The organism is Dryocola sp. LX212 (assembly GCA_041504365.1).
Classification (GTDB): domain Bacteria; phylum Pseudomonadota; class Gammaproteobacteria; order Enterobacterales; family Enterobacteriaceae; genus Dryocola.
This window is the reverse complement of record CP167917.1, coordinates 1,035,636-1,057,683: the sequence shown is the minus strand read 5'-3', so window position 1 is coordinate 1,057,683 and position 22,048 is coordinate 1,035,636. Positions and strand designations below refer to the sequence as shown.

Annotated in this window: 24 protein-coding genes; 8 read left to right on the top strand and 16 right to left on the bottom strand. The window is 55.7% G+C overall.

Annotated elements, in window-relative coordinates:
- Positions 1–13 precede the first annotated feature (13 nt).
- Positions 14–703, bottom strand: coding sequence for a phosphate response regulator transcription factor PhoB (gene phoB, locus ACA108_05045; protein ID XEX96905.1), 690 nt, complete (start codon positions 701–703; stop codon positions 14–16).
- Between the two features lie 193 nt (positions 704–896).
- Between phoB and ACA108_05040 the strand changes: the two genes are divergently transcribed.
- From ACA108_05040 to sbcC, 3 genes are all read left to right on the top strand, one after another.
- Positions 897–1,529, top strand: a complete 633-nt coding sequence (locus ACA108_05040) for a hypothetical protein (protein XEX96904.1) — start codon at positions 897–899, stop codon at positions 1,527–1,529.
- Positions 1,530–1,608: 79 nt separating this feature from the next.
- Positions 1,609–2,826, top strand: a complete 1,218-nt coding sequence (gene sbcD / locus ACA108_05035) for an exonuclease subunit SbcD (protein ID XEX96903.1) — start codon at positions 1,609–1,611, stop codon at positions 2,824–2,826.
- Positions 2,823–5,978 carry an exonuclease subunit SbcC gene (gene sbcC, locus ACA108_05030; protein ID XEX96902.1) on the top strand — a complete coding sequence of 1,052 codons (3,156 nt, stop codon included), beginning with the start codon at positions 2,823–2,825 and terminating at the stop codon, positions 5,976–5,978. Before sbcD ends, sbcC begins: the two co-directional genes overlap by 4 nt.
- Before the next feature lie 107 nt (positions 5,979–6,085).
- Here the strand turns inward: sbcC and mak are convergent, their stop codons facing one another.
- Complete coding sequence (gene mak / locus ACA108_05025) at positions 6,086–6,997, bottom strand: fructokinase (GenBank protein XEX96901.1); 912 nt, start codon at positions 6,995–6,997, stop codon at positions 6,086–6,088.
- A 126-nt stretch (positions 6,998–7,123) separates the two neighbouring features.
- Between mak and rdgC the strand changes: the two genes are divergently transcribed.
- Positions 7,124–8,035 (top strand): recombination-associated protein RdgC, encoded by a 912-nt coding sequence (gene rdgC / locus ACA108_05020; protein ID XEX96900.1) that lies wholly within the window; start codon positions 7,124–7,126, stop codon positions 8,033–8,035.
- Positions 8,036–8,078: 43 nt separating this feature from the next.
- On the opposite strand, the gene ppnP is transcribed toward rdgC, so the two are convergent.
- The 4 genes from ppnP to aroL all read right to left on the bottom strand — a co-directional run bounded on the left by ppnP (position 8,079) and on the right by aroL (position 10,167).
- Positions 8,079–8,372, bottom strand: a complete 294-nt coding sequence (ppnP, locus tag ACA108_05015) for a pyrimidine/purine nucleoside phosphorylase (GenBank protein ID XEX96899.1) — start codon at positions 8,370–8,372, stop codon at positions 8,079–8,081.
- Between the two features lie 80 nt (positions 8,373–8,452).
- Positions 8,453–9,130: an AroM family protein gene (locus ACA108_05010; GenBank protein ID XEX96898.1), complete on the bottom strand. Its 678-nt coding sequence runs from the start codon at positions 9,128–9,130 to the stop codon at positions 8,453–8,455.
- 279 nt (positions 9,131–9,409) lie between these two features.
- Positions 9,410–9,601 carry a YaiA family protein gene (locus ACA108_05005; GenBank protein XEX96897.1) on the bottom strand — a complete coding sequence of 64 codons (192 nt, stop codon included), beginning with the start codon at positions 9,599–9,601 and terminating at the stop codon, positions 9,410–9,412.
- Between the two features lie 14 nt (positions 9,602–9,615).
- Complete coding sequence (aroL, locus tag ACA108_05000; GenBank protein ID XEX96896.1) at positions 9,616–10,167, bottom strand: shikimate kinase AroL; 552 nt, start codon at positions 10,165–10,167, stop codon at positions 9,616–9,618.
- A gap of 351 nt (positions 10,168–10,518) precedes the next feature.
- Between aroL and ACA108_04995 the strand changes: the two genes are divergently transcribed.
- Positions 10,519–11,235 (top strand): DUF2076 domain-containing protein, encoded by a 717-nt coding sequence (locus ACA108_04995; protein ID XEX96895.1) that lies wholly within the window; start codon positions 10,519–10,521, stop codon positions 11,233–11,235.
- Here ACA108_04995 and ACA108_04990 read toward each other — a convergent pair.
- The 3 genes from ACA108_04990 to ACA108_04980 are packed head-to-tail and all read right to left on the bottom strand — an operon-like array spanning position 11,232 to position 12,673.
- On the bottom strand, positions 11,232–11,693 hold the full coding sequence (locus ACA108_04990) for a YaiI/YqxD family protein (protein ID XEX96894.1): 462 nt from the start codon (positions 11,691–11,693) through the stop codon (positions 11,232–11,234). The genes ACA108_04995 and ACA108_04990 overlap by 4 nt on opposite strands.
- On the bottom strand, positions 11,693–12,148 hold the full coding sequence (locus ACA108_04985; GenBank protein XEX96893.1) for a DUF421 domain-containing protein: 456 nt from the start codon (positions 12,146–12,148) through the stop codon (positions 11,693–11,695). The genes ACA108_04990 and ACA108_04985 overlap by 1 nt, the downstream gene beginning before the upstream one ends.
- Positions 12,149–12,157: 9 nt before the next feature.
- Positions 12,158–12,673, bottom strand: a complete 516-nt coding sequence (locus ACA108_04980) for a hypothetical protein (GenBank protein XEX96892.1) — start codon at positions 12,671–12,673, stop codon at positions 12,158–12,160.
- A gap of 104 nt (positions 12,674–12,777) precedes the next feature.
- Here ACA108_04980 and proC point away from each other — a divergent pair, with 104 nt between their 5' ends.
- Together proC and ACA108_04970 are read left to right on the top strand one after the other, a co-directional pair.
- Entirely contained in the window at positions 12,778–13,587 is an 810-nt protein-coding gene (proC, locus tag ACA108_04975) for a pyrroline-5-carboxylate reductase (GenBank protein ID XEX96891.1), read from the top strand.
- A 248-nt stretch (positions 13,588–13,835) separates the two neighbouring features.
- On the top strand, positions 13,836–14,822 hold the full coding sequence (locus ACA108_04970; protein XEX96890.1) for an IS110 family transposase: 987 nt from the start codon (positions 13,836–13,838) through the stop codon (positions 14,820–14,822).
- Positions 14,823–14,864: 42 nt separating this feature from the next.
- Here ACA108_04970 and adrA read toward each other — a convergent pair whose 3' ends face one another.
- The 6 genes from adrA to ACA108_04940 all read right to left on the bottom strand — a co-directional run bounded on the left by adrA (position 14,865) and on the right by ACA108_04940 (position 20,457).
- Positions 14,865–15,983 (bottom strand): diguanylate cyclase AdrA, encoded by a 1,119-nt coding sequence (gene adrA / locus ACA108_04965; protein XEX98021.1) that lies wholly within the window; start codon positions 15,981–15,983, stop codon positions 14,865–14,867.
- A 99-nt stretch (positions 15,984–16,082) separates the two neighbouring features.
- Positions 16,083–16,391, bottom strand: coding sequence for a PsiF family protein (locus ACA108_04960; GenBank protein XEX96889.1), 309 nt, complete (start codon positions 16,389–16,391; stop codon positions 16,083–16,085).
- Positions 16,392–16,489: 98 nt separating this feature from the next.
- Positions 16,490–17,905 (bottom strand): alkaline phosphatase, encoded by a 1,416-nt coding sequence (gene phoA, locus ACA108_04955; GenBank protein ID XEX96888.1) that lies wholly within the window; start codon positions 17,903–17,905, stop codon positions 16,490–16,492.
- 91 nt (positions 17,906–17,996) lie between these two features.
- Complete coding sequence (iraP, locus tag ACA108_04950) at positions 17,997–18,257, bottom strand: anti-adapter protein IraP (protein ID XEX96887.1); 261 nt, start codon at positions 18,255–18,257, stop codon at positions 17,997–17,999.
- 200 nt (positions 18,258–18,457) lie between these two features.
- A complete protein-coding gene (locus ACA108_04945) occupies positions 18,458–19,684 on the bottom strand; it encodes a multidrug efflux MFS transporter (protein XEX96886.1) in 1,227 nt (408 codons plus the stop codon).
- Positions 19,685–19,752: 68 nt separating this feature from the next.
- Positions 19,753–20,457 carry an extensin family protein gene (locus tag ACA108_04940; GenBank protein ID XEX96885.1) on the bottom strand — a complete coding sequence of 235 codons (705 nt, stop codon included), beginning with the start codon at positions 20,455–20,457 and terminating at the stop codon, positions 19,753–19,755.
- A gap of 134 nt (positions 20,458–20,591) precedes the next feature.
- Between ACA108_04940 and ddlA the strand changes: the two genes are divergently transcribed.
- Positions 20,592–21,692 (top strand): D-alanine--D-alanine ligase, encoded by a 1,101-nt coding sequence (gene ddlA, locus ACA108_04935; protein XEX96884.1) that lies wholly within the window; start codon positions 20,592–20,594, stop codon positions 21,690–21,692.
- A 3-nt stretch (positions 21,693–21,695) separates the two neighbouring features.
- Here ddlA and ACA108_04930 read toward each other — a convergent pair whose 3' ends face one another.
- Complete coding sequence (locus ACA108_04930; protein XEX96883.1) at positions 21,696–21,926, bottom strand: DUF2754 family protein; 231 nt, start codon at positions 21,924–21,926, stop codon at positions 21,696–21,698.
- Positions 21,927–22,048: the final 122 nt, after the last annotated feature.

Sequence of the window (22,048 nt, the reverse complement as noted above, 5' to 3'; positions counted from 1 at the left end):
CTCCTGAAGGAAACTAAAAACGGGTCGAAAAACGATAGCCCGTGCCGCGTACCGTTTGTACCATGCGGTCGTGTCCGGTCAATTCCAGCGCTTTACGTAAACGGCGGATATGCACATCAACCGTGCGATCTTCAACGTAAACGTTGGTGCCCCAGACGTGGTTCAGCAGCTGTTCACGGCTGTAAACGCGCTCCGGGTGCGTCATAAAGAAATGCAGCAGTTTGAATTCGGTCGGCCCCATATCCAGCGGGTTTTCGCCGGTCATCACGCGGTGTGAAGATGGGTCGAGGCTTAGTCCCTGCATTTCAATCACCTCTTCCACCGCCATGGGTGAAATACGGCGCATCACCGCTTTAATACGGGCGACCAGCTCTTTTGGGGAGAACGGCTTGGTGATGTAATCATCAGCGCCCACTTCAAGTCCGCGCACGCGATCTTCTTCTTCGCCGCGCGCGGTCAGCATCATCACAGGGATTTCGCGAGTTAAAGCCTCGCGTTTGAGGTGTTTGATAAACTGAATGCCCGACCCGCCGGGCAGCATCCAGTCTAATAAAATCAGGTCCGGGAACGGCTCGATAAGAAGATTCACCGCACTGTCATAATCTTCTGCTTCTACTGGCTGAAAACCGTTTTGTTCGAGCACGAAGCTCACCATCTCACGGATTGGAGCTTCATCTTCTACGACTAAAATACGCTTCGCCATGATTTGCCCTGTTTAAACAATGCCATTGCTAATTTGTGCGCCAGTATGCGTCAGATTTATGACAGATTTATGAAAAAAATGACCGCTGCATGACTCATTACGATGAATTATGACACGGGAAAATTACCGCCAAATAAACTATCGGCAGACTATGGTATAGTCAAAACATCTCAAATCGCTGCGAGAATAACCAATGCCACAGATGTTAATTGACCCGTCGGTCGTTCAGAAAACCTTTTCCATGCTAACTCTGGATGCCAGCAATCGAAATCTTCTTGTCAGTTTAACTCCTCAGGAAGAGATACATCTGCCAGGCCTTTCGCTCGCCCCGGGTTATCGGCTTATAAGAGTGAATAACCGCCTGCATCACGAAGTACCGCAGCAACACTTTGAGCTCGCGGTAGTGAACGATTTAACGCAAGAAGTGGTTTATTACAACCGCGTGATTTTCCAGCCGGACAGTTTTTTAAAGCATCGCCCTGTCACGCAGATCCTCGTCTGGCGAACCCAAAAACCTAAGCATCGTGGTGCGCTACGTGATGTGGCCGGGAAAATATTCACTCAGTATCTGCTGGAAAATTACGACGTTGTTGTTTCTGACCGTAGCCAGACAACTGACGGCATGTCCTTCTGGCACGCCCGTTTTTTTGATGCGCTTCACAGCGACATGTATTTGTACGGTTACGATATGCTGACCTGCGAATTACGGGAAATAGAAACTGAAATCGATGTTCAGACCCAGACTGACTGGCTGTGGTCAGATCAGGATAAACATCAGGATCGCCTTGCCATTGTCAGTAAATTTCCGCTCCCCGTTTCCCCGTAGCACACCCGTTCCTGAGGAATGTAAACAGACCAGCCCTCAGTTATAATCCCCCCACACTTTTTTTGCCACGGGACGGGTTATGCGCATTATCCACACATCGGACTGGCACCTCGGTCAGAATTTTTATACCAAAAGCCGCGGGCCGGAACATCAGGCTTTTCTCGACTGGCTGCTGAGCACCGCGGTTGAGCAGAGCGTGGATGCGATAATCGTCGCCGGAGATATTTTTGATACCGGCTCGCCGCCGAGCTACGCCCGTGAACTCTACAACCGTTTTGTCGTTCAGCTCCAGGCCACCGGCTGCCAGCTGGTGGTCCTTGCCGGTAACCACGACTCCGTTGCCACGCTCAATGAATCCCGGGAGCTGCTGGCCTGCCTGAACACTACCGTTATCGCCAGCGCCCGTCATGACAGCAGCGAACAAACGCTGATCCTTAAAAAGAAGGATGGCACGCCCGGCGCGATCCTCTGTCCGATCCCATTTTTGCGCCCGCGTGATATCCAGAGTAGCCAGGCGGGCATGAGCGGGCATGAAAAACAGCGCACGTTAATGGAAGCAATCACAGAACATTATCAGCAATGCCATTCCGCAGCCGTGATCGCCCGTGGCGACCAGAAGCTGCCGATTATCGCCACCGGGCACCTGACCACCGTCGGCGTCACCAAAACCGACGCGGTGCGCGACATCTACATTGGTACGCTGGACGCCTTCCCGGCGCAGAACTTCCCGCCCGCCGACTATATTGCCCTTGGCCACATACATCGCGCGCAGCTGATTGGCGGCACGGAGCACATTCGCTACAGCGGCTCGCCTATCCCGCTGAGTTTTGATGAAACCGGCAAAGCGAAAAGCGTTTATCTGGTGGAGTTTGCGGACGGTGCGCTGCATGAAGTCACCGCTCTGCCGGTCCCGGTCTGCCAGCCTCTGGCGGTAATCAAAGGCTCTCTTACCGAAATTGAACGGCAGCTGGAACAGTGGCGGGATGCGCCTGCCGAGCCGAAGGTCTGGCTGGATATCGAAATCGCCACCGATGAATACCTTCACGACTCCCAGCGCCATATCCAGCAGCTAACCGACCACCTGCCGGTAGAAGTTGTACTACTGCGCCGCAGCCGGGAACAGCGCGAGCGCGTGATTGCGAATCAGCATAAAGAAACCCTGAGCGAGCTGACCGTGGAAGAAGTTTTTGAACGCCGCCTGGCGCAGGAAGAGACGAGCGAAGAGCGAGGACAGCGCCTGCGAACGCTTTTTGCTCAGACAGTATCCAACCTGCATGACGCGGAGGAAACGGCATGAAAATCCTCAGCCTGCGCTTAAAAAACCTCAACTCCCTGAAAGGCGAGTGGAAAATCGATTTTACCCAGGAGCCGTTCGCCAGCAACGGGCTGTTTGCGATAACCGGCCCGACCGGCGCGGGAAAAACCACGCTGCTGGATGCGATCTGCCTCGCGCTTTACCACAAAACGCCGCGCCTCAGCACGGTTTCCCAGTCGCAGAACGACCTGATGACCCGGGATACCGCCGAGTGTCTGGCAGAAGTTGAATTCGAAGTTAAAGGCGTGGGCTACCGTGCGTTCTGGAGCCAGAACCGGGCGCGCAACTCGGCGGACGGCAATCTCCAGGTTCCGCGCGTGGAGCTGGCGGAAATCGAAACGGGCAAAATCGTTGCCGATAAAATCAAAGATAAACTCGATGCGATAGCAAAGCTCACCGGGCTGGATTACGACCGTTTTACCCGTTCGATGATGCTTTCGCAGGGGCAGTTTGCGGCGTTCCTGAACGCCGATGCGAACGACCGCGCCTCGCTGCTCGAAGAGCTGACCGGCACGGAGATTTACGGCACGGTCTCTGCCGCCGTGTTTGAAAACCATAAGCAAATCAAAAGCCGCCTGGAAAATCTCCACGCCCAGGCCGCGGGCGTGGCGCTGCTCAGCGAAGAACAGCAGCAGCAGCTCACAGAGAGTTTGCAGGCGCTCACTCTTGCCGAAAAAAACCTGCTGGATGAACAGCGTCAGCTCACGCAGTTCCAGCAGTGGCTGAGCCAGTTTGCGCAGCTGAACGGCGACCAGCAGCGGACTAAACAGGCGCTGGAGACGGCGAATAAAGCCTTACAGGAGGCAACGCCGCGCCTTGAAAAACTGACCCGCTCGCTGCCCGCTGAAAAACTCCGCCCGCACTGGCAGCGCCTGCAGGAGCGCCAGCAGGCGCAGCAGGTCGTCCTCGCACAGGCCGCGAATGTGAATGCTCGCTTACAGCACAGCACCACACGCCGCCAGCAAACCCGGCTGCTCGCCGCGCAAAACGCGCAAACGTTGCAGGCCGAAAGTCAGCAGGTGCAGGAGTGGCTGGCCGCGCACGATCGCTATCGCCTGTGGGGAGCAGAGATTGCAGGCTGGCGCATGGCCTTTGCGCAGCAGGCCAGAGATGAAAAGCAGATCGCACAGCTGCAGCAGGCGATGCAGGCCGGCCAGCAAAAACTCGCTGCCTTCCCTGAAGCTGGCTTAACCCTCAGTCGGGAAGAAGTGAGCGCTCATTTACAACAGCTCACCAGCCAGCGTGCGGACCGCCAGCAGCTTGCCGCGCTTCAGCCTCAGTTTGCCGCGCTGGAAAAGCGCCGCGCAGAGCAGAAGCGGGAGCTGGACGAGCTGGATAAGCAGATTGCCGAAAAAGACTCGGAGCTGACCAAAAAGCGTCAGCAGTACAAGGACAAACGCCAGCACGAAAGCGATCTGGAAAAACTGGTCGAGCAGGAAAGAATTATCCAGAGCCTGGAAGCAGAGCGCTCGCGTTTGCAGCCGGACTCGCCGTGCCCTTTATGTGGTTCCACTCAGCATCCCGCAGTTACCGCCTATCAGGCTATTCAGCCGGGTGAAAAGCAGCAGCGCCTCGCTGTTTTAAAACTCGAGGTTGAAAAGCTCAGGGAACAAGGTTTTGCCCTGAAGGGCCAGCTGGACAGCCAGCGGCAGCAGCGAGAAAAGCTGGTTGCAGCCCAGGCCACGCTGGCGGAAGAGAATACGGTGACTGCCGCCCGCTGGCAGCAGCGCTGCGCCGGGTTGCAAATATCCCTCACGCCGCAGGATGACATCGGTGGCTGGCTGGAAGAGCAGGAGCTGCGCGAACAGCAGCTTCGCCAGCTGCATGAACGTCTGGCGCTGGAAGAACAGCTGCAAAAAGACAGGCAGCATTACGATCGTGCGGCAGAGGAATTAGCCAGCCAGCGCGAGGGTTTGCGTGCGGCGCTGGAGCAGGTTGGCCTCACCCAGCCCGCAGCTGGCGAAGAGCAGGCCTGGCTGGCGGCGCGTCAACAGGAGTCGCAACTCTGGCAGCAGCACAGTGAGAAGCTTCCGCAGCTCCGGCTGCAGCTCGCCACGCTGGAAAACCTGCTGGCGACGGTAGCCGATGAGGGATCGGCGCCGCCCGAGCTGGCGGAAAGCGAACGGACCGAAGCGCTGAATAGCTGGCAGGCGCTGCACAATGAATGCAGTACCCTGGACGGGCAGCTCAGGCTGCTGCAGGAACAAAGTAAACGGGGCGAAGCCGATCTGCTCAGCGCCAGAGAGCAGTTTAACGCCGGGCTGGCCGCCAGCCCGTTCGGCGACGAAACAGATTTTCAGAACGCCCTGCTGGACGACACGCAGCGAACCGAACTGGAGCAGCTTAAATTGCAGCTTGAACGTCAGCAGCAGCAGCAGAGCGTTCTGTGCCAGCAGGCTGAAACCGCGCTGGCACAGCATCAGCTGGCCCGCCCGGAGCAGCTGGCAGCGGATGCGGAGTTGCCGCTGCTTCAACAGCAGATCGCGGAGCTGACTCAACGGCTGCGGGATAACACTACCCAGCAGGGGCAGATCCAGCAGCAGCTGCGTCATGATGCGGAAAACCGTGTTCGCCAGCAGGCGCTGATGACCGAGATAAAGGCGTGTGAAGAACAGGCCGAAGACTGGGGCTATCTCAACGCGCTGATCGGCTCTAAAGAAGGGGATAAATTCCGCAAGTTTGCCCAGGGGCTGACGCTGGATAACCTGGTATGGCTGGCGAATAACCAGCTCAACCGTCTTCACGGGCGCTATCTTTTACAGCGCAAAGACAGCGAGGCGCTGGAGCTGCAGGTTGTCGATACCTGGCAGGCGGACGCGGTGCGCGACACCCGCACCCTCTCCGGCGGTGAAAGCTTCCTGGTCAGCCTGGCCCTTGCGCTGGCGCTTTCGGATCTGGTCAGTCACAAAACCCGCATCGACTCGCTGTTCCTGGACGAAGGCTTCGGCACGCTGGATGCAGAGACGCTGGACACGGCACTGGACGCGCTGGATACGCTGAACGCCAGCGGCAAAACGATAGGCGTCATCAGCCACGTAGAGGCGATGAAAGAGCGTATCCCGGTGCAGATTCAAGTGAAGAAGATTAACGGCTTAGGGGTAAGCCGGTTAGCGAAGGCGTTTTCCGTAGGATGATCTGACAATGTCGGATGACGCTGCGCTCCCGACCTACGAACGCCTCGCATAGGGGCAGGAAGCTGTAGGGTGGATAAGCGGCAGCGTCATCCACCGCCGATCGCTTGTTACTTCTCTGTGGGCCACAGCCAGGCCGCGCCGCGTACGCCGCTGGAATCGCCGTGAACCGCTTTGCGGATCGGCGTTTCGAACTCGCCACCGAACACCCACGGCTTTACCAGCTGCGGCACCGTTTTATACAAGCGCTCCACGTTGCTCATCCCGCCGCCCAGCACGATAACGTCCGGGTCGAGGACATTCACAATATGCGCCAGCGATTTTGCCAGGCGCATTTCGTAGCGGCTGATAGCCAGCTCCGCCACCGGATCCTGCTGTTCAGCAAGATGCATAATCTCGTTGCCCTTAAGCTTTGTGCCGCTAAGACGCTGGTAATCGGTCGCGAAGCCGGTACCGGAAATAAAGGTTTCGATGCAGCCCTGCTTCCCGCAGTAGCACGGCACCTCTTCGCGATGGCGCAACTCATCTTCATCCATCCACGGCAGCGGGTTATGGCCCCACTCTCCCGCCGTACCGTTACCGCCGATCAGGCTGCGCCCGTTGATGGCAATGCCCGAGCCGCAGCCTGTGCCGATAATCACCGCAAACACAATGCCGGCCCCTGCCGCCGCGCCGTCTGTCGCTTCGGAAACGGCGAGACAGTTGGCGTCATTCGCCAGGCGGACTTCCCGCTTTAGAGCATCCGACAGGTCCTTATCGAACGGCTGGCCGTTAAGCCAGGTTGAGTTAGCGTTCTTCACCACGCGGGTATAAGGCGAGATCGATCCAGGGATCCCCAGGCCGACCGTACCGCGCTGCCCTGTGGCCTCCTCTGCCAGGCGCACCAGCTCAACAATGGTGGCGATGGTTTGCTGATAATCATCTTTTGGCGTCGGCAGGCGGTGGCGAAAAAGCTGCTCGCCCGCATCCCCCAGCGCAATCACTTCCGTTTTGGTGCCGCCTAAATCGATACCTATACGCACTGAAATTTCCTCATTTGATGAGCGTTATCAATAGAGTAGAAGTCGGGGGCCGTAAAGGCAATGAAACGTAGCGGCTGATTCGCTATCATGCCCGCTGCGTTTCACTGACCTGACCGGGAAAAAATCATGCTGTGGTTCAAAAATTTAATGGTTTACCGTTTAAGCCGCGACATCACGCTTAGCGCGGATGAGATGGAAAAACAGTTGGCCGCCTTCACGTTCAGCCCCTGCGGTAGCCAGGATATGGCAAAAACCGGCTGGGTGCCACCGATGGGCTCGCACAGTGATGCATTAACCCACGCCAATAACGGGCAGATTGTGATTTGCGCCCGTAAAGAAGAAAAAATTCTGCCGTCGCCGGTCATCAAGCAGGCGCTGGAAGCGAAAATCAGCAAGCTGGAAGCGGACCAGGGCCGCAAGCTGAAGAAAACAGAGAAAGATTCCCTGAAGGATGAAGTGCTGCACTCCCTGCTGCCGCGCGCGTTCAGCCGTTTCAGCCAGACCATGATGTGGATCGACACCGTCAACGGGCTGATCATGGTGGACTGCGCCAGCGCCAAGAAAGCGGAAGATACGCTCGCTCTGCTGCGTAAAAGCCTGGGTTCACTGCCCGTCGTGCCGCTGGCGCTGGAAACCCCTATCGAACTGACGCTGACCGAGTGGGTGCGTTCGGGCGATCTGCCAGCCGGTTTTGCGCTGATGGACGAAGCTGAGCTGAAAGCGATCCTCGAAGGCGGCGGCGTGATCCGCTGTAAGCAGCAGGATCTGGTGTGCGACGAAATCGCCACCCACATCGAAGCCGGGAAAGTGGTCACCAAACTGGCGCTGGACTGGCAGGAGCGTATCCAGCTGGTTGTCGCAGACGATGGTTCTATTAAGCGTCTTAAGTTCGCCGATACGCTGCGTGACCAGAATGAAGATATCGACCGCGAAGATTTTGGCGCTCGTTTTGACGCCGATTTTATTCTGATGACCGGCGAACTGGCCGCACTGATCAAAAATCTGGTAGAAGCGCTGGGCGGGGAAGCTCAGAAGTAAAACGAAGGTGGCGGGTAGCGCAATGCTGGCCCGCCATCATTATTTATTTATCAGCCAGATAACGGCACAGATAGGAAGTCGGCTCAGCAACCTGTAAATGGAATTCGCTGTGGCCCGGCACGTTAAACACCTCACCCGCCGCGAATGTTTTCCACTCAATTTCACCAGGCAGTAAAACGTGTAGCGCACCGCTGACGACGGTCATCTCTTCTGGCTCCGCAGTGCCGAAGGTGTATTCACCTTCCGCCATTACGCCCACGCTCGCGCGGCCCGTGCTGCTGCTGGTAAAACCAATGGATTTCACTTTGCCGGAGAAGTACTCATTACTTTGTAGCATAGACAGGCCCTTTTAAAATGATTCAAAAAAACAATATAGAGGGCAACCTGAGAGGCTGTCACGCAAATTGTTATTCCCCGTCAGGCAAGCAGCTCTGAGGCAAGTCGCGCTAACAGCACGTTCGATAATATTACCGGCACATCAAGAGCTTTTTGCAGCAGATCGCGATGCTTTTGATGGTAGCCCAGGCAGTCGAGTACCAGCACATCGGCACCTCCGGCCAGCAGCTTATTACCAGCTAAGATCAAATCATCCTCCGTACCGTGTACCGGATTCGCCAGCGAAAACAGCGGGGGTTTAGCCAGTAGCTGCCATTTTTTATGCTGAGAGGCCAGCAGCTCGGGAATGGGCAGAATAATCCCCACCTGATGCCCATCAACAATGGAATTAATCAGCGGTGGAATAATCCGTTCAGGCTCCAGCAGCATGCTGTTCTTCACATTCAGCCCGCTGAAGCGCTCCGAGCTCATCAGCAAAATAACATCGTAATCCTGCTTATCCAGCATCTTGAGAATACCCTGTAGCGCCAGCTCGATCTTCGGCTTGCTGATGTTAATAATTGTCTGATCGGCAAGCAGCGCGTGGAGTTCATCCTCCCCCGGATCGGTGCCATAATCGAGCAGCACTTCCTCACGGGACATCTTCCCCAACAGGGTGACATGTTTAATTTGATCGGCAGATATATGTTCGGTTAATAGCGGCAGAATTTCACTGACGGGAACTACACCGATGGTAAGAATGGCCAATGCTGGTTTCATGTTTCGTTCCGCCTTTCTCCTGTACCAGCCCCTTGTGCTGCGCTGATACCTTTCCCCTTTCAGATGCTGGCCGCAGGGTCGCTTAAGAAGTAATCACAAAGCGTAGCAGCATATCGCATGAGCATCGCCGGAATCCTTAACGAAACGTCAATGCTATTTCATATAACATTATCGTAATGTTTATTTAACTTATCGGGGGCGTAAAAAGTGTGATTAACCAGACGGGAGCAGACTTTTGGGAAATTTCTTGCGGGCACCCGGCATCCTTGCCTGGAATTGCTAGATTTTCTGCGGATCCTCATAGCGCCGTTTGGCATCCAGGGCTTCCTGCTCGGTTTCGTGCTCGCTGATTAGCGTGTCGGGATGGGGATGATCCGCCCGGAGCTGGTACCAGGTCACGGTTTCGGTCTGTGACCCTTTTTCAATTTCGACAATGCGCGCTTCGCGCGGATAGGGAGGTTGGCTCGCCATTGCTCTTCCTTATGTCATAGATGAGCACTAAGTATAGACGATTGGCTGACCCTGGAGAGTTGCAGCCCTGCCAGCACCGCATCCACCACCGCTTCAGGGGGGCGGGAAGCATCAATAACGTGGTGCGCTGCCTGACGGTAAAGCGCTTCACGGGCGGCCAGCACCTCGACGATTTCATCGGTAATTGGCTTGCCGGTAAGGGTTGGGCGCTGGCCCTCTTCCGGAAAAGCTTCAAGCCGGTCGGCCAGGATTTGCGCCGGAGCGCGAAGATAAATCACTACCCCATGCTCGCGCATAAACTGCCGGTTAGCCTCTGCCAGCACCATGCCGCCGCCGGTGGCGACAACGGTCTCCGGCGCGGTAACGCTTTTTAACGCCAGGCTTTCGCGCGCGCGGAAACCGTCCCAACCTTCCTGGGCTACGATGTCCGCCACGCTCATCTGCGTACTGGTGAGCAAATAGTTATCGGTATCGACAAAATTACGGCCCAACGCCTGCGCGAGTGCCGTGCCAACGGTAGTTTTACCGCAGCCGCGTGCGCCGACCAGAAAAATGGGTTGAGTCATCAAAGGAAAATCCTCAGCGGTTCGCCAGAGAGAGAAAAGAAAGTCGTCACGAATAGATCCAGCATACCAGCAAACTAGTACAAACGTTAAGTGTAAAATAATCGTTACGACAAAACATTAATATAACAAAAGGAACAGTGTGACTCCGCAGCCGGTTGCGCGCAAACCGTAAAGGAAAGCTACCAGCTTTTATGGGCGCCACCTTACTTGAAAGGCGACGTTAAAAACAACCCCAAAGAAGCTGGGATTCGGTTACACAATCGTGCACAGCTTTACCCGTCGTTTATTTTACAAGAGCAGATTCTGATCCAGACTGAATAGTGATAACTGATGATGACAGAGGGATGAACCATGCAATCTGCAGAGCAGCGTCTGATCGACGGGCTTTTTGAAAGGCTGAAAAAAGCAGACGACAAAAGCGCACCGCGCGAACCGGCGGCGGAGCAATTAATTCAGCAGCACCTGGCTCAGCAGCCCGGTGCCGCCTACTACATGGCACAGACCATCCTCATTCAGGAAGCGGCCATGAAGCAGCTCAACGCGCGTATTCATGGGCTTGAAGGACAAATCGCCCAGCTTCAACAGACGCCACGCCAGCAGCAGAGCAGCGGCGGTTTCCTGGCGGGGCTGTTCGGCGGCGGCGCAAACCGCGGTGCCGACCCTGTCCTCGGTTCACAGCAATACCAGCAGAACGCCATCCCCGGCACCTACAACGCTCCGCAGATGTCGGCTCCGGGCTATGCCGCACCGCGCGGCGGCACGGGCTTTATGGCCGGAGCGTTACAGACCGCAGCGGGTGTGGCAGGCGGGGTGATCATGGCAGATATGCTCACCAGCATGTTCCACCATACGCAGCCGGAGGAGCTGGTGAATATCATCAATGAGCCCACCCAGCCTGTGGACAACACGGCAGTGAATGCGGTCGAGGATTATAACAAGGCCGATGACAGCCAGTTTCTGAATCAGGACGCGGGCCTGCCGCAGGACGAGCGCAGCGACTTTGCCGACCCCGGCTTCGGCGGCTTTGGTAACGACGATTTTGGCAACGACGACGATAACCTGATTTAACCTTTGCCCGCGCGGCTTGCCGCCAGCAGCCACTTCTCCAGCTCGTTGGCGAACTGCTGGCGGTCGCGCTGGTTTAAGGTATCCGGCCCACCGGTCTGTACGCCGCTTGCGCGCAGGGTATCCATAAAATCGCGCATGGTCAGCCGCTCACGAATAGTGGCCGGGGTGTAGCGCTCACCTCGCGGGTTCAGCGCCACGGCGCCTTTTTCTATCACGTCTGCTGCCAGCGGAATATCTGCGGTGATCACCAGATCGCCGCTTTCGCAGCGGCGTACAATTTCGTTGTCCGCCACGTCAAAACCTGAGGCCACCTGCAGACTGCGAATAAAGCGGGACGGTGGCGTCTTCATCCCCTGATTGGCAACCAGCGTCACCATGATTTGCGCGCGATCCGCTGCGCGAAACAGCACTTCTTTTATGACTTTTGGACACGCGTCGGCGTCCACCCAAATCTGCATTACGAACTCTTCTCTTCGGCGGGAATAATGGCGATCTTGCCGTTCTTTTCCAGAATGGCAAACTTTATCTGTTCCATGCGCTCAAGCCCCTGGGTGATGCGGGCCGATGAGAGCACGTCGTCAAGAGTGATGCCTGCCTTGCGCATTCGCTTACTTAGCGGGCGGCCATGCTCCACCAGAATGATCGGCGATCCGTCGATAAACAGTTCCACCCTGGGAAACCACTCTTTGATTTTGCCAAACAGAATATCCATCGCGATCAGCGTGATAATGGTGATCGCCGCACCGGTAAAAGAAAAGTCGTTGCCCAGCAGCGCCTGCTGTGTTGCCTCGCTAATGATCAGCAGCAGGATAAAATCGAACGAGGTCATTTCAAGCAGCGTGCGCCGCCCGGCAATTTTCAGCACGATCATCAGCAGGATGTACATGCCGATCGCGCGCAATACGTTGTCCATTCCCAACTCCTATGGCAGTACCCACTGGCTGATGGTCACCGGCTCAGCCCCCTTCAGCCTGAAGGTTGATGTGAAGTATCCGGCAGACTGAGGCTGGGCCGTCAGCCACAGCGCCTGCTCTTTTCCTTCGTTAGCGGGCCACGTCAGCACCATTTCATGCTGGTTGGCATGGGTAATTAACGGCTGCGGCTGGAAGGTTTGAATCACGAAATTGTCCATAAAGTCCTGGCCGAGGGTCAGGATCGTGGGCTGGCCGGTAGACGAGCTTATGCGGATGGTAAAATTCTCGTCGCTCTGCGCCCGCATCACCCGTTGATGCTCTACCAGCAGGGTACCTGCCGGGTTACGGCTGGTGGTCTGGCTAAGCCAGCCATCTGAAAAGACACCCAGTAACGCAAGCAGGACCAACAGCATCAATCCGACACCGCCCCATTTTTCAATTTTCCACTCTTTAATCTGCCAACGCATATCCTCTTCCACCGGATATTTGCGGCTGCTGTACTCATCGGGTACCTGTTTTCCCATAGCCACCTCTCAACGTTTTCTTAAGCGTAGCCGAATCGCCTGAAAGCGCGTTAAGCTATAGACATCAGTTATCTATTCCCCACTTTGACCCCAGGAGCGACGCTTTGGATAAGAAAATTGGATTTATTGGCTGCGGCAACATGGGTAAAGCAATTCTCGGCGGCCTGATCGCCAGCGGGCAGGTTCTGCCGGGCAGCATCTGGGTATACACCCCGTCACCCGACAAGGTTGAGGCGCTGCGCCAGGAATTCGGTGTCAACGCCGCACAGAGTGCCCAGGAAGTCGCGCAGATTGCGGATATCGTCTTTGGCGCAGTAAAGCCAAATATGATGCTGAAGGTACTGGGCGAAGTGAACTCCAGCCTGAATAAAGAGACGGTAGTTATCTCGGTTGCCGCAGGCATCACCCTGGACTCGCTGGCAACCGCGCTGGGACACGATCGCAAAATTATCCGTGCTATGCCCAACACACCGGCGCTGGTGAACGCAGGCATGACCTCGATTACGCCAAACGCGCTGGTCAGCCCGGAAGATATCGCCGACGCGATAAATATTTTCCGCAGCTTCGGCCAGGCGGAAGTGGTCAGCGAAGCGATGATCCACCCGGTTGTCGGTGTGAGCGGCTCCTCACCGGCCTACGTATTTATGTTTATCGAAGCGATGGCGGATGCTGCCGTGCTGGGCGGGATGCCGCGCAAGCAGGCTTATCAATTTGCCGCGCAGGCGGTGATGGGCTCCGCGAAGATGGTACTGGAAACCGGCATGCATCCGGGCGAGCTGAAAGATATGGTTTGCTCGCCGGGCGGGACAACCATTGAAGCCGTGAAGGTGCTGGAAGAGAAAGGCTTCCGTTCCGCCGTCATGGAAGCGATGGCGAAATGTATGGCGAAATCCGAGCAGCTCGGTAAGTCGTAATTTTTGATTTGCGGTGGGTGGCGCTCGCGCTTATCCACCCTTGTATCTTGAACCGGTAGCTGGTTAGCTACCGGTTACACGAAACGGAGGAAGCTTGTATCCACCCTGAAGACGCCGATCTTTCTTTGTAGCTTAAGCCCTCCGTTTCACCTTTCACGTCACTCAAAATCCGAACGGTAACCAGAAGCTCTGACTTCGTATGTACAAGGCTGGAATGACGTGTTGGCTCAGGTGAAAGGAGACAAAATATGTTCACTCTCGGTGTTGATGTCAGTAAAAATAAAATCGATATCTGTCTGCTTGCTGCTGGTGTTAAAGGCAAGAAAAAGCACAAGGTTTTCACCAATGAACCCGGCGTGGCCCGTAGGGTCACGGACTGGCTCGACGCTCAGAAGTGCCCGTCTGATAGCGTCACCGTGGTACTGGAAGCGACCGGTATCTATCACGAGAACCTGGCATACGGTCTTCATGATGCCGGTGTTAAGGTCTGTATGGCCAATCCCCACCGCGTGCGCGAATTTGCCTGTGGGATGAATATCCTCACCAAAAACGACAGGGTTGATGCCTTCGTTCTGGCCTGTTACGGCGAGCTGAAACACCCGGAACCCTGGGTGCCTCCATCGCCTGAAGTTCGCAAGCTCAGGGCACTCCTGCGTCAGCGCGATGCGCTGAAAGAAGACGTTCAGCGGACGGCAAACCGGCTGGAAAAAGCCCACTCCACGGCCACGCCGCGGGAAGTTATCACCTCGCTCCAGCGGACTCACAGCTGGTTGAGCGACGAGCTGGAGCGGATAGAAAGGCTCATTACAGACCACACGGACAACGATCCGGGGCTGAAAGCAGATCTTGATCTGCTGAAATCGATTAAGGGTGTAAAGGATCAGGTAGGCCGGGAAATGCTGGCTATCCTGAAAGACGGCGCGTTCAGAAGTGCCTCGCAGGTGGCGGCGTATCTGGGCATCACACCGGTGGAAAAAACGTCGGGAAGCTCGGTGCGTGGGCGTCCTCACATGTCGAAAACAGGGCCGTCGGGGATAAGAGCGAAGCTGTATGTGGCGGCAATGAGCGCCAGCCGGTGGAATAAACCGGCGAAAGAGATATACGAAAGGCTGATAGCGAGAGGGAAGGCAAAGAAGGCGGCGCTGGGTGCAGTAATGCGCAAGCTGGTGCACATGTGCTTCGGGGTGCTGAAAACACGCCTGCCATGGGATGAAAATTATGCAGCTACCGCTTGACGTTCAAGACGGTAGCTACTACTCTCCGACAAATTAACACGCTTATGCGGCGGCTTCGATACGGCCCCGCCCGGCATTTTTTGCTTTATACAGTGCCACGTCTGCGGCCTTAAGCCAGCCACGGTAGTTGACCATTCGTTTGTCGAACTCCGCCACCCCCACGCTAATCTGCAGCACCACCAGAGGCGCACACGGCAACCGGAACTCATCCAGATGCTCACACACCCTCGTCATCGCCTGAACCGCATTTTCGAGCGGAGTACCTGACATGATGACCCCAAACTCGTCGCCGCCGAAGCGCCCAATCACATCGGTTGCGCGCAGAATGAGCTGCAGATGCTCGGTAATTGCCATGATGGCCTCGTCCCCCACGTCATGGCCGAAGGTATCGTTAATGCTCTTAAAGTGGTCGATGTCGATAAGTAATAGCGTGGCCTGCCGCTGGTAGCGCTGGCAGTTATCGTACTCGCCGTGCAGAAGATGCTCCCAGTGGCGACGGTTGTAAACGCCGGTCATCCCATCTCGCGTGCTAAGGTGCATCAGTCGGCGCTTGTGCTCCGCAAGTTTAATGGCCGTTTTGTAACTCACCAGGCCATAGTAAATGGGATAAATAATCAGCATCGGCAGGCAGATCCACACCTGGGAGGGCATGGTTTCCAGGTTTAGCGGCAACTGCGTTATCCCAAGCGTCAGCAGGCACGACAGCGCAATCATCGCCAACCCGCCGGCAAATAGCCTTAAGCCGCCGCAGCCGATGTTATTCATGCATATCATGGCAATAATCAGCGCGGCGGGCAGCGCATTCAGCCCCATCACCGCGATCCACATTCCCCCCATGCAGGAGTCCAGCATCAGGTTGCGCCTTTCTGCCCAGGCGGGATCGCGCGCCCGGTCGGCTATCTGCCAGGCAAGGTGCGGCCAGATAAAGCCGTTTGCCACCAGCAGCAGCCACCACCAGCCGGAAATCGGCTGTACCACCAGCACCGAAGCCACGCAGAAAAAACCGGTCGCCAGGCCTATTACTCTTGGAATATATACTCGTCGGGCAAATCGTCGCCCGGAGCGATGCCTGTCATCATCAAGCCAGGTCGGGCCGTCCATAATTCCCCCGGAAAACCATCTGCTGAAGCCACGTTCATTATTCATGATATTTAGGAATATTCTGAAACATTTGGCGTAATTATAGAGGGGGTATTCGGGAGGAAAGTATGATTTTTCGGGTGAGCCAGCGGAGTGGCTCACCCGTTGGAACTAAGCCGCCTATTTTTTAAGGCAGCTACTCATGAAGGTTTTTCTTGCGTCACCGGTCAGGGATTGCTTGCCCGCATCGGCGTTACAGGACTTCATTTTTTGCTGTTGCGGCGTAAGGCTTTTCTGCGCGGGAGCGGAATCTGCGTTCTTCAGGCAGCCGCTCATATAGCTCTTGCGCTCATCCCCCTTCAGGGTTTTCGCCGTCGCCTGCTGGTTACAGGTGGTCATTCGCTGCTGCTGCGGCGTCATGGCTTTATCTGCCGCCGTAGCCGACCCCACCACACCTGCCAGTAACACCATCACTAATGCAAATTTCATATGACATTCCTTTTTGTTTTATCGCGCTTTAATTCTGGCCCGCGCGGACGAAAAAGGCGAATGACTGACCAGAATTTAAGAAAACACCATGCGTTTTGTTACGGTAGTTCCAGCGCCGCCTTCATGGTATAAAACAGATCCGTCTGGTCAGTTAACCCAACAACGTTCGCCGCCCCCGGACCATAGGCCGCAATGCGCAGCTGGGTGCCCGTGTGCTCCTGGGACTCCCCTTCTGAGTTGCCATAGCTGATAACCATCACCGAGCCATCTTTGGTATTTAACGCCTGAGTCAGGCCCGGCGCTTTGGTATCCGGGGCAACAATCTGGCTTGAGTGCGCATGGTCTGCGGTCACAACGACCAGCGTATTGCCATCCCTGCGGGCAAAATCCAGCGCTTTTTGTACCGCTTCATCCAGATCCACCGTTTCACCAATCTGCCCGCAGGGGTTAGCGGCATGATCCTGTTTATCAATAGAGGCTCCCTCAACCTGCAGGAAGAAGCCTTTTTCATTGCCTTTGAGCAGCTCAATGGCTTTATCCGTCATCTGGGCAAGCGTTGGCACGCTGGCATCGCGCTGCGGATTGGGCGTGCAGGTAACGGCTGGTTTATCAATGTTGCCGTGATAGCTGGCCTTTGGCCCCTCCCAGCGCACCGGCATATTGCCCGGCGCAAACATGCCAATCAGCGGCTTTTGCTGGCTGGCTTCGCTGATGGCGGCAAGTCCGCTGGCATTATCAACCCACTGGTAGCCCCGCACCTGCGCCTGCTCACGAAGAGTTTTACCGCTCCACTCCCCTGCCTTCGCCGTCTCAGCGAATGTCTTCGCCCCGCCGCCTAATGTCACATCCGGGCGGGTATTAAGAAGCTGTTCGGTAATTGAACCTTTGCCACCCTTTTCCAGCGCGTTAGCCGCACATTTCTCGCTGGTTACCGTCGGGCCATAGCACTTACGTGAAGTGACATGAGACACGAGCGCGGCTGGCGTGGCGTCCTGAATTTCCGCAGTGGAGACGTTGCCGGTCGCCTTGCCGGCTGCTTTAGCAAGTTCAAGGATGGTCGAATGGTCTTTGCCGTTAACATCGACACCCAGCGCCCCGTTATAGGTTTTAACGCCAGTGCTCCATGCGGTGGCCGAGGCAGCAGAATCCGTGACGTAGTCAGGCTTATGGGTTTTCTTATCCAGCGAATAATGGGTGTACTGGCCAGTCAACGGCAGCGCATCAATGCCCTTAAAGAAGCCGCCCGCCCCTTCGGCATAATTACGCGCGGCGGTGATTTCCGAATCCCCCATGCCGTCACCGATAAGCAAAATGACATTTTTAGCAGGCTTATTAATTATTGACGCGCGCAGGGCTTCGGCCCGATCGCTATTAATACGTCGGGCGCCGCCAGGCTCGGTGATATCCCCGACTGCCGCGCGAGTTTCTAATGCAGGTGAAGCATTTTGTGCAAAAGCAAGCTGAGCGGTTAGCAGTAATGAGAATAACGTTATAATTTTTGTGCTCTGTTTCACTTTATTTTCTCCGTGTAAAAACTACAGGCATAAATAAAAAACAGAGCAACAATATAAATCTCTGATGACAGTTAAATGACAGCGGCGGGTTTCAGCTTCGTGGATGGGTGAGCAGCTTCTCTAAATATTGTTGCAGGAGCTGAGTATCACGGGTTGTAACAACCCCCTTTGGGCGAGCGTCATGCATAGCAGCCTCAATACTGGTAATTAAGGCGTTTTGCTCACTTTGTTCCATTCTGCGCAGCAGGGCCGTCACAACGATTTCCAGCGCTTCAATTTGTGCGACAAACTCCTTCGACTCTTCTTCTTTTTCAGCGAGTTTAACCAGTAGCTCAGCTATGAGATTTTTCATTGCCATTATCCCTAAAAGGTTGAAAGCAGACGGTAGCATTCCCTCTGGAAGTTGCCTAGTGGGCAGAAGTATTATTTTCATATGACACGTTAAGATTGTGCGAAAGCGCAAAAAAACATGCGAACAGTCGATATATAAAATATCGATGCGATCTCATTATCTCTGATCTCCTTTTCAGAAATAATGAAATGGCGGAGAAATTAATTAACTCTTCTCTTAATGTCTGATCGTTGGTCTCTCTGGCGTTTGCGGCGCAAAGCAAAGCCAAGCTGCACAATATTGATCAGTACCACCACGGCGGTGGCGGCAAATACCCAGCGGAAACCGGCCATGGCGGACACCCCCGCCCCCAGCAGCGGCCCTACCACGTTGCCAAGATACATAAACGACTGGTTATAACCAAATATGCGTCCTGTCACCTGGTCGCTGGAATACTTGACCAGCAGCGTCTGCACAGCGGGCAGCATTGCCCCGTCGGCAAAGCCCAGCAGGAAGCGCAGGACCGCAAGCTGAATTGGCGATGTCACAAAGGACATGGCAAAGAACAGCACCACGGCAATGATAAGCGTCGCCATCAGTACGCGAGCGGTACCAATCCGGTCGCCGAGCTTGCCTAATTTAGGGGCGGAAAAGAGCGCGGAGATCCCCGGCACCGCCGCTATAAAACCGCTGATAAAGGCGATATTGGTACTGTCCGGCGAGAGATGTTTAATAAACAGCGCCAGAATCGGGCCGATGGAGCCGTTGCAGAGCTGAATGACCAGCGTAGTAATAAACAGGCTCAGCATCAGCCAGGGATAGGGCAGCGTGGCAAAGACCGCTTTCCCGGACAGCCGCCCGGCCTTACTGATTTTCGGGCGCACGCCTTCTTTAATCAACAGCAGCGTCACGGTAAAACTGACCATCAGCAGCGCCGCCGTAACAAAAAATACCATCCGCAGGCCCAGCGTATCCGCCATATATCCACCCAGCAGCGGCCCCACTATGACGCCGCTGATTTGCGCGGTAGAGAGCGTACTGATTGCCCAGCCGCTGCGCTCACGAGGTACCTGCGAAGCGACCAGCGCCATAGCATTGGGAATGTAGCCAGAGGTCAGCCCCATCATCGCGCGTAGAATAAAGAGCTGCCAGACGTTGGTAGCAAAGGCCTGCAAAAGAATCGCCACGGCCATACCGAGGGAGGCACGCAGCAGCATCAGCTTACGGCCTTTGCGGTCTGCGAGGCTGCCCCACATCGGCGAAACGATGGCGGAAACCAGGAAGGTCACGCTGAACGTCAGCCCCGACCACATCGACAGCGCCTGGTGCGACGTGACCCCCAGCTGTTCTACGTAGAGCGGCAAAAACGGAAGAATTTGGCTGATGGCAAGGCCGGTAAAGAAGCAGCCGAACCAGACCGAGATAATGTTGACCTTCCAGGATTCCATACGATGCGCTTAATCAGTGGGGTGAATAAAGAAGCGAGATGCCGTTAAGTTTATCATACAAATTAATTTCATCGACACAGACCGTAGCCGCGCATGCCCAGATGGAAATGGTTGGCGTGCGCCGCGTTGTACTCCGGTCCCAGCGAGTTGCCGAAGAACGGGCAGGCAGCGTCAAAAGCCGTGTGCAAATACTCACTGCCCCTGCCCCTGCCGCTGGCCTGCCAGCCTTTCACCACGCTCACCTGCTGCTTATTGGCAAACCCGAAGCCGCTAATATCCAGCGCATCGGCCGTGGCATGCTCGCTGAGCCTTGCATCTTTACGATTGTAGATGTTACGGCAGGCATAGCTGCCAAGATGGTTCACGCGGGTTAGCGGACTGCCAAAAGTTGTTTTTGCGAGCGGGGCCGCACGCTGATGGATAAACATGGTGGCGCTGAGCGCCAGCGGGCAGCTCGCCAGAAAGCTGCTGCTCAATGAAATCTCCCCGAAGCTCTGCACCCTGACCACATCGGTAAGCGGGCAGGTGCCCTCGGTGTTCGGCACCGGTCGAAAGCGCAGCTGCTGCCGCTCCGCCGCCTGTTCCAGTAGCGCCAGGCAGGTTTGGGGATGATTCGCCATCTGGCGCAGCTTGTAGCGGGTGACCAGCGTCGGCGGGTCATCAATAGAAAGCGGAGCAAAAGGGTTGTACTGGGCGGGCAGTCGCTCATAAAGCCACAGCCCCGCCAGCGCCGTCACGGTGAAACCAATCAGCATTTTTACTCCTTTTGCCATTCCCCGGCCCTTTATTGATTACGGAATAATCAGTATAGAAGTCAGGACGTTTTCAGCCGCCACGAAGCACATGAATCCGCGTTATGAGCGTGGTATGTTGTCCCCCTTCGTAATGATTAAGGATGGGGTTGGGCATGGCTAAACTGCGGGTTGGTATCGTGTTTGGTGGCAGGTCGGCGGAACACGAGGTGTCGCTGCAGTCGGCAAAAAATATCGTCGACGCCATTGATAAGGCGAAGTTTGAGGTCGTGCTGCTCGGCATCGACAAACAGGGCCAGTGGCACGTTAACGACGCCTCCGGCTATCTGATCAACGCGCAGAACCCGGCGCTTATTGCCCTGAACCGCTCCGAGAAAAATGTTGCACTGGTTCCGGGCCAGAAGCGGGACCAGCTGATTGACTCCGGCTCCGCGCAGCAGCTCCCGCAGGTGGATGTGATTTTCCCTATCGTGCACGGCACGCTGGGCGAAGATGGCTCCCTGCAGGGCATGCTGCGCATGGCAAACCTGCCGTTTGTGGGCTCCGGCGTGCTGGGCTCTGCGGTAAGCATGGATAAAGACGTCACCAAACGCCTGCTGCGCGATGCGGGGCTGAACGTCGCGCCGTTTGTCACCCTCACCCGCGCCAGCCGCAGCAACATCAGCTTTGCCGAAATAGAGCAGAAGCTGGGCCTCCCTCTGTTTATCAAACCGGCGAACCAGGGATCTTCTGTAGGGGTGAGCAAGATCAACAACGCGCAACAGTATGAAGCTGCCGTGGCGCTGGCTTTCGAATTCGATCATAAGGTGGTGGTGGAAACCGGCATCAAAGGCCGCGAAATAGAATGTGCCGTGCTGGGCAACGATGACCCGCAGGCCAGCACCTGTGGCGAAGTGGTAGTCAGCAGCGACTTCTATTCTTACGACACCAAATACATTGACGATAAGGGCGCGCAGGTCGTTGTACCGGCGTCACTGCCCGCAGAGATTAACGATAAAATTCGTGGAATTGCCGTGCAGGCCTACCAGGCGCTGGAGTGCAGCGGCATGGCGCGTGTGGATGTCTTCCTGACGGAAGACGGCGAGGTGATTATTAACGAAATCAACACGCTGCCCGGCTTCACCAATATCAGTATGTATCCAAAACTCTGGCAGGCCAGCGGCCTGGATTATCAGTCGCTTATCACCCAGCTGATTGAGCTGGCGCTTGAGCGCCACCGGCAGGACGCCCAGTTGAAAAGCTCAATTAGCCACTAAATGCTACTCTTCAGCCGTCCCCGGCTCCTCTGGCTCCGGGCGACGGCGAATGATAAAGCTCGCCAGCCAGAAGCAGATTATCCAGGTGACAAGCCCCACCGCGTAGTTCTGCCAGCCTTCGGTTTTGAAACCGAGCAGACCAATCACCCCGTTTAAGATGAAAATCAGCCCGATCGCCACGGCGTAATAGTGCCAGTCACGCCGCATTTTTTGACTCAGTGTTTTCGCCTTCATGGTGTTATTCGCCCGCCGTCATTCAGTAGCGGCATTGTCGCATAGCCGCCACCGGGAAACCGCTCGTTTATAGACGTCAATCGTGATTATGTTACGAAAATTTCATTTAAGTTACAAAATTG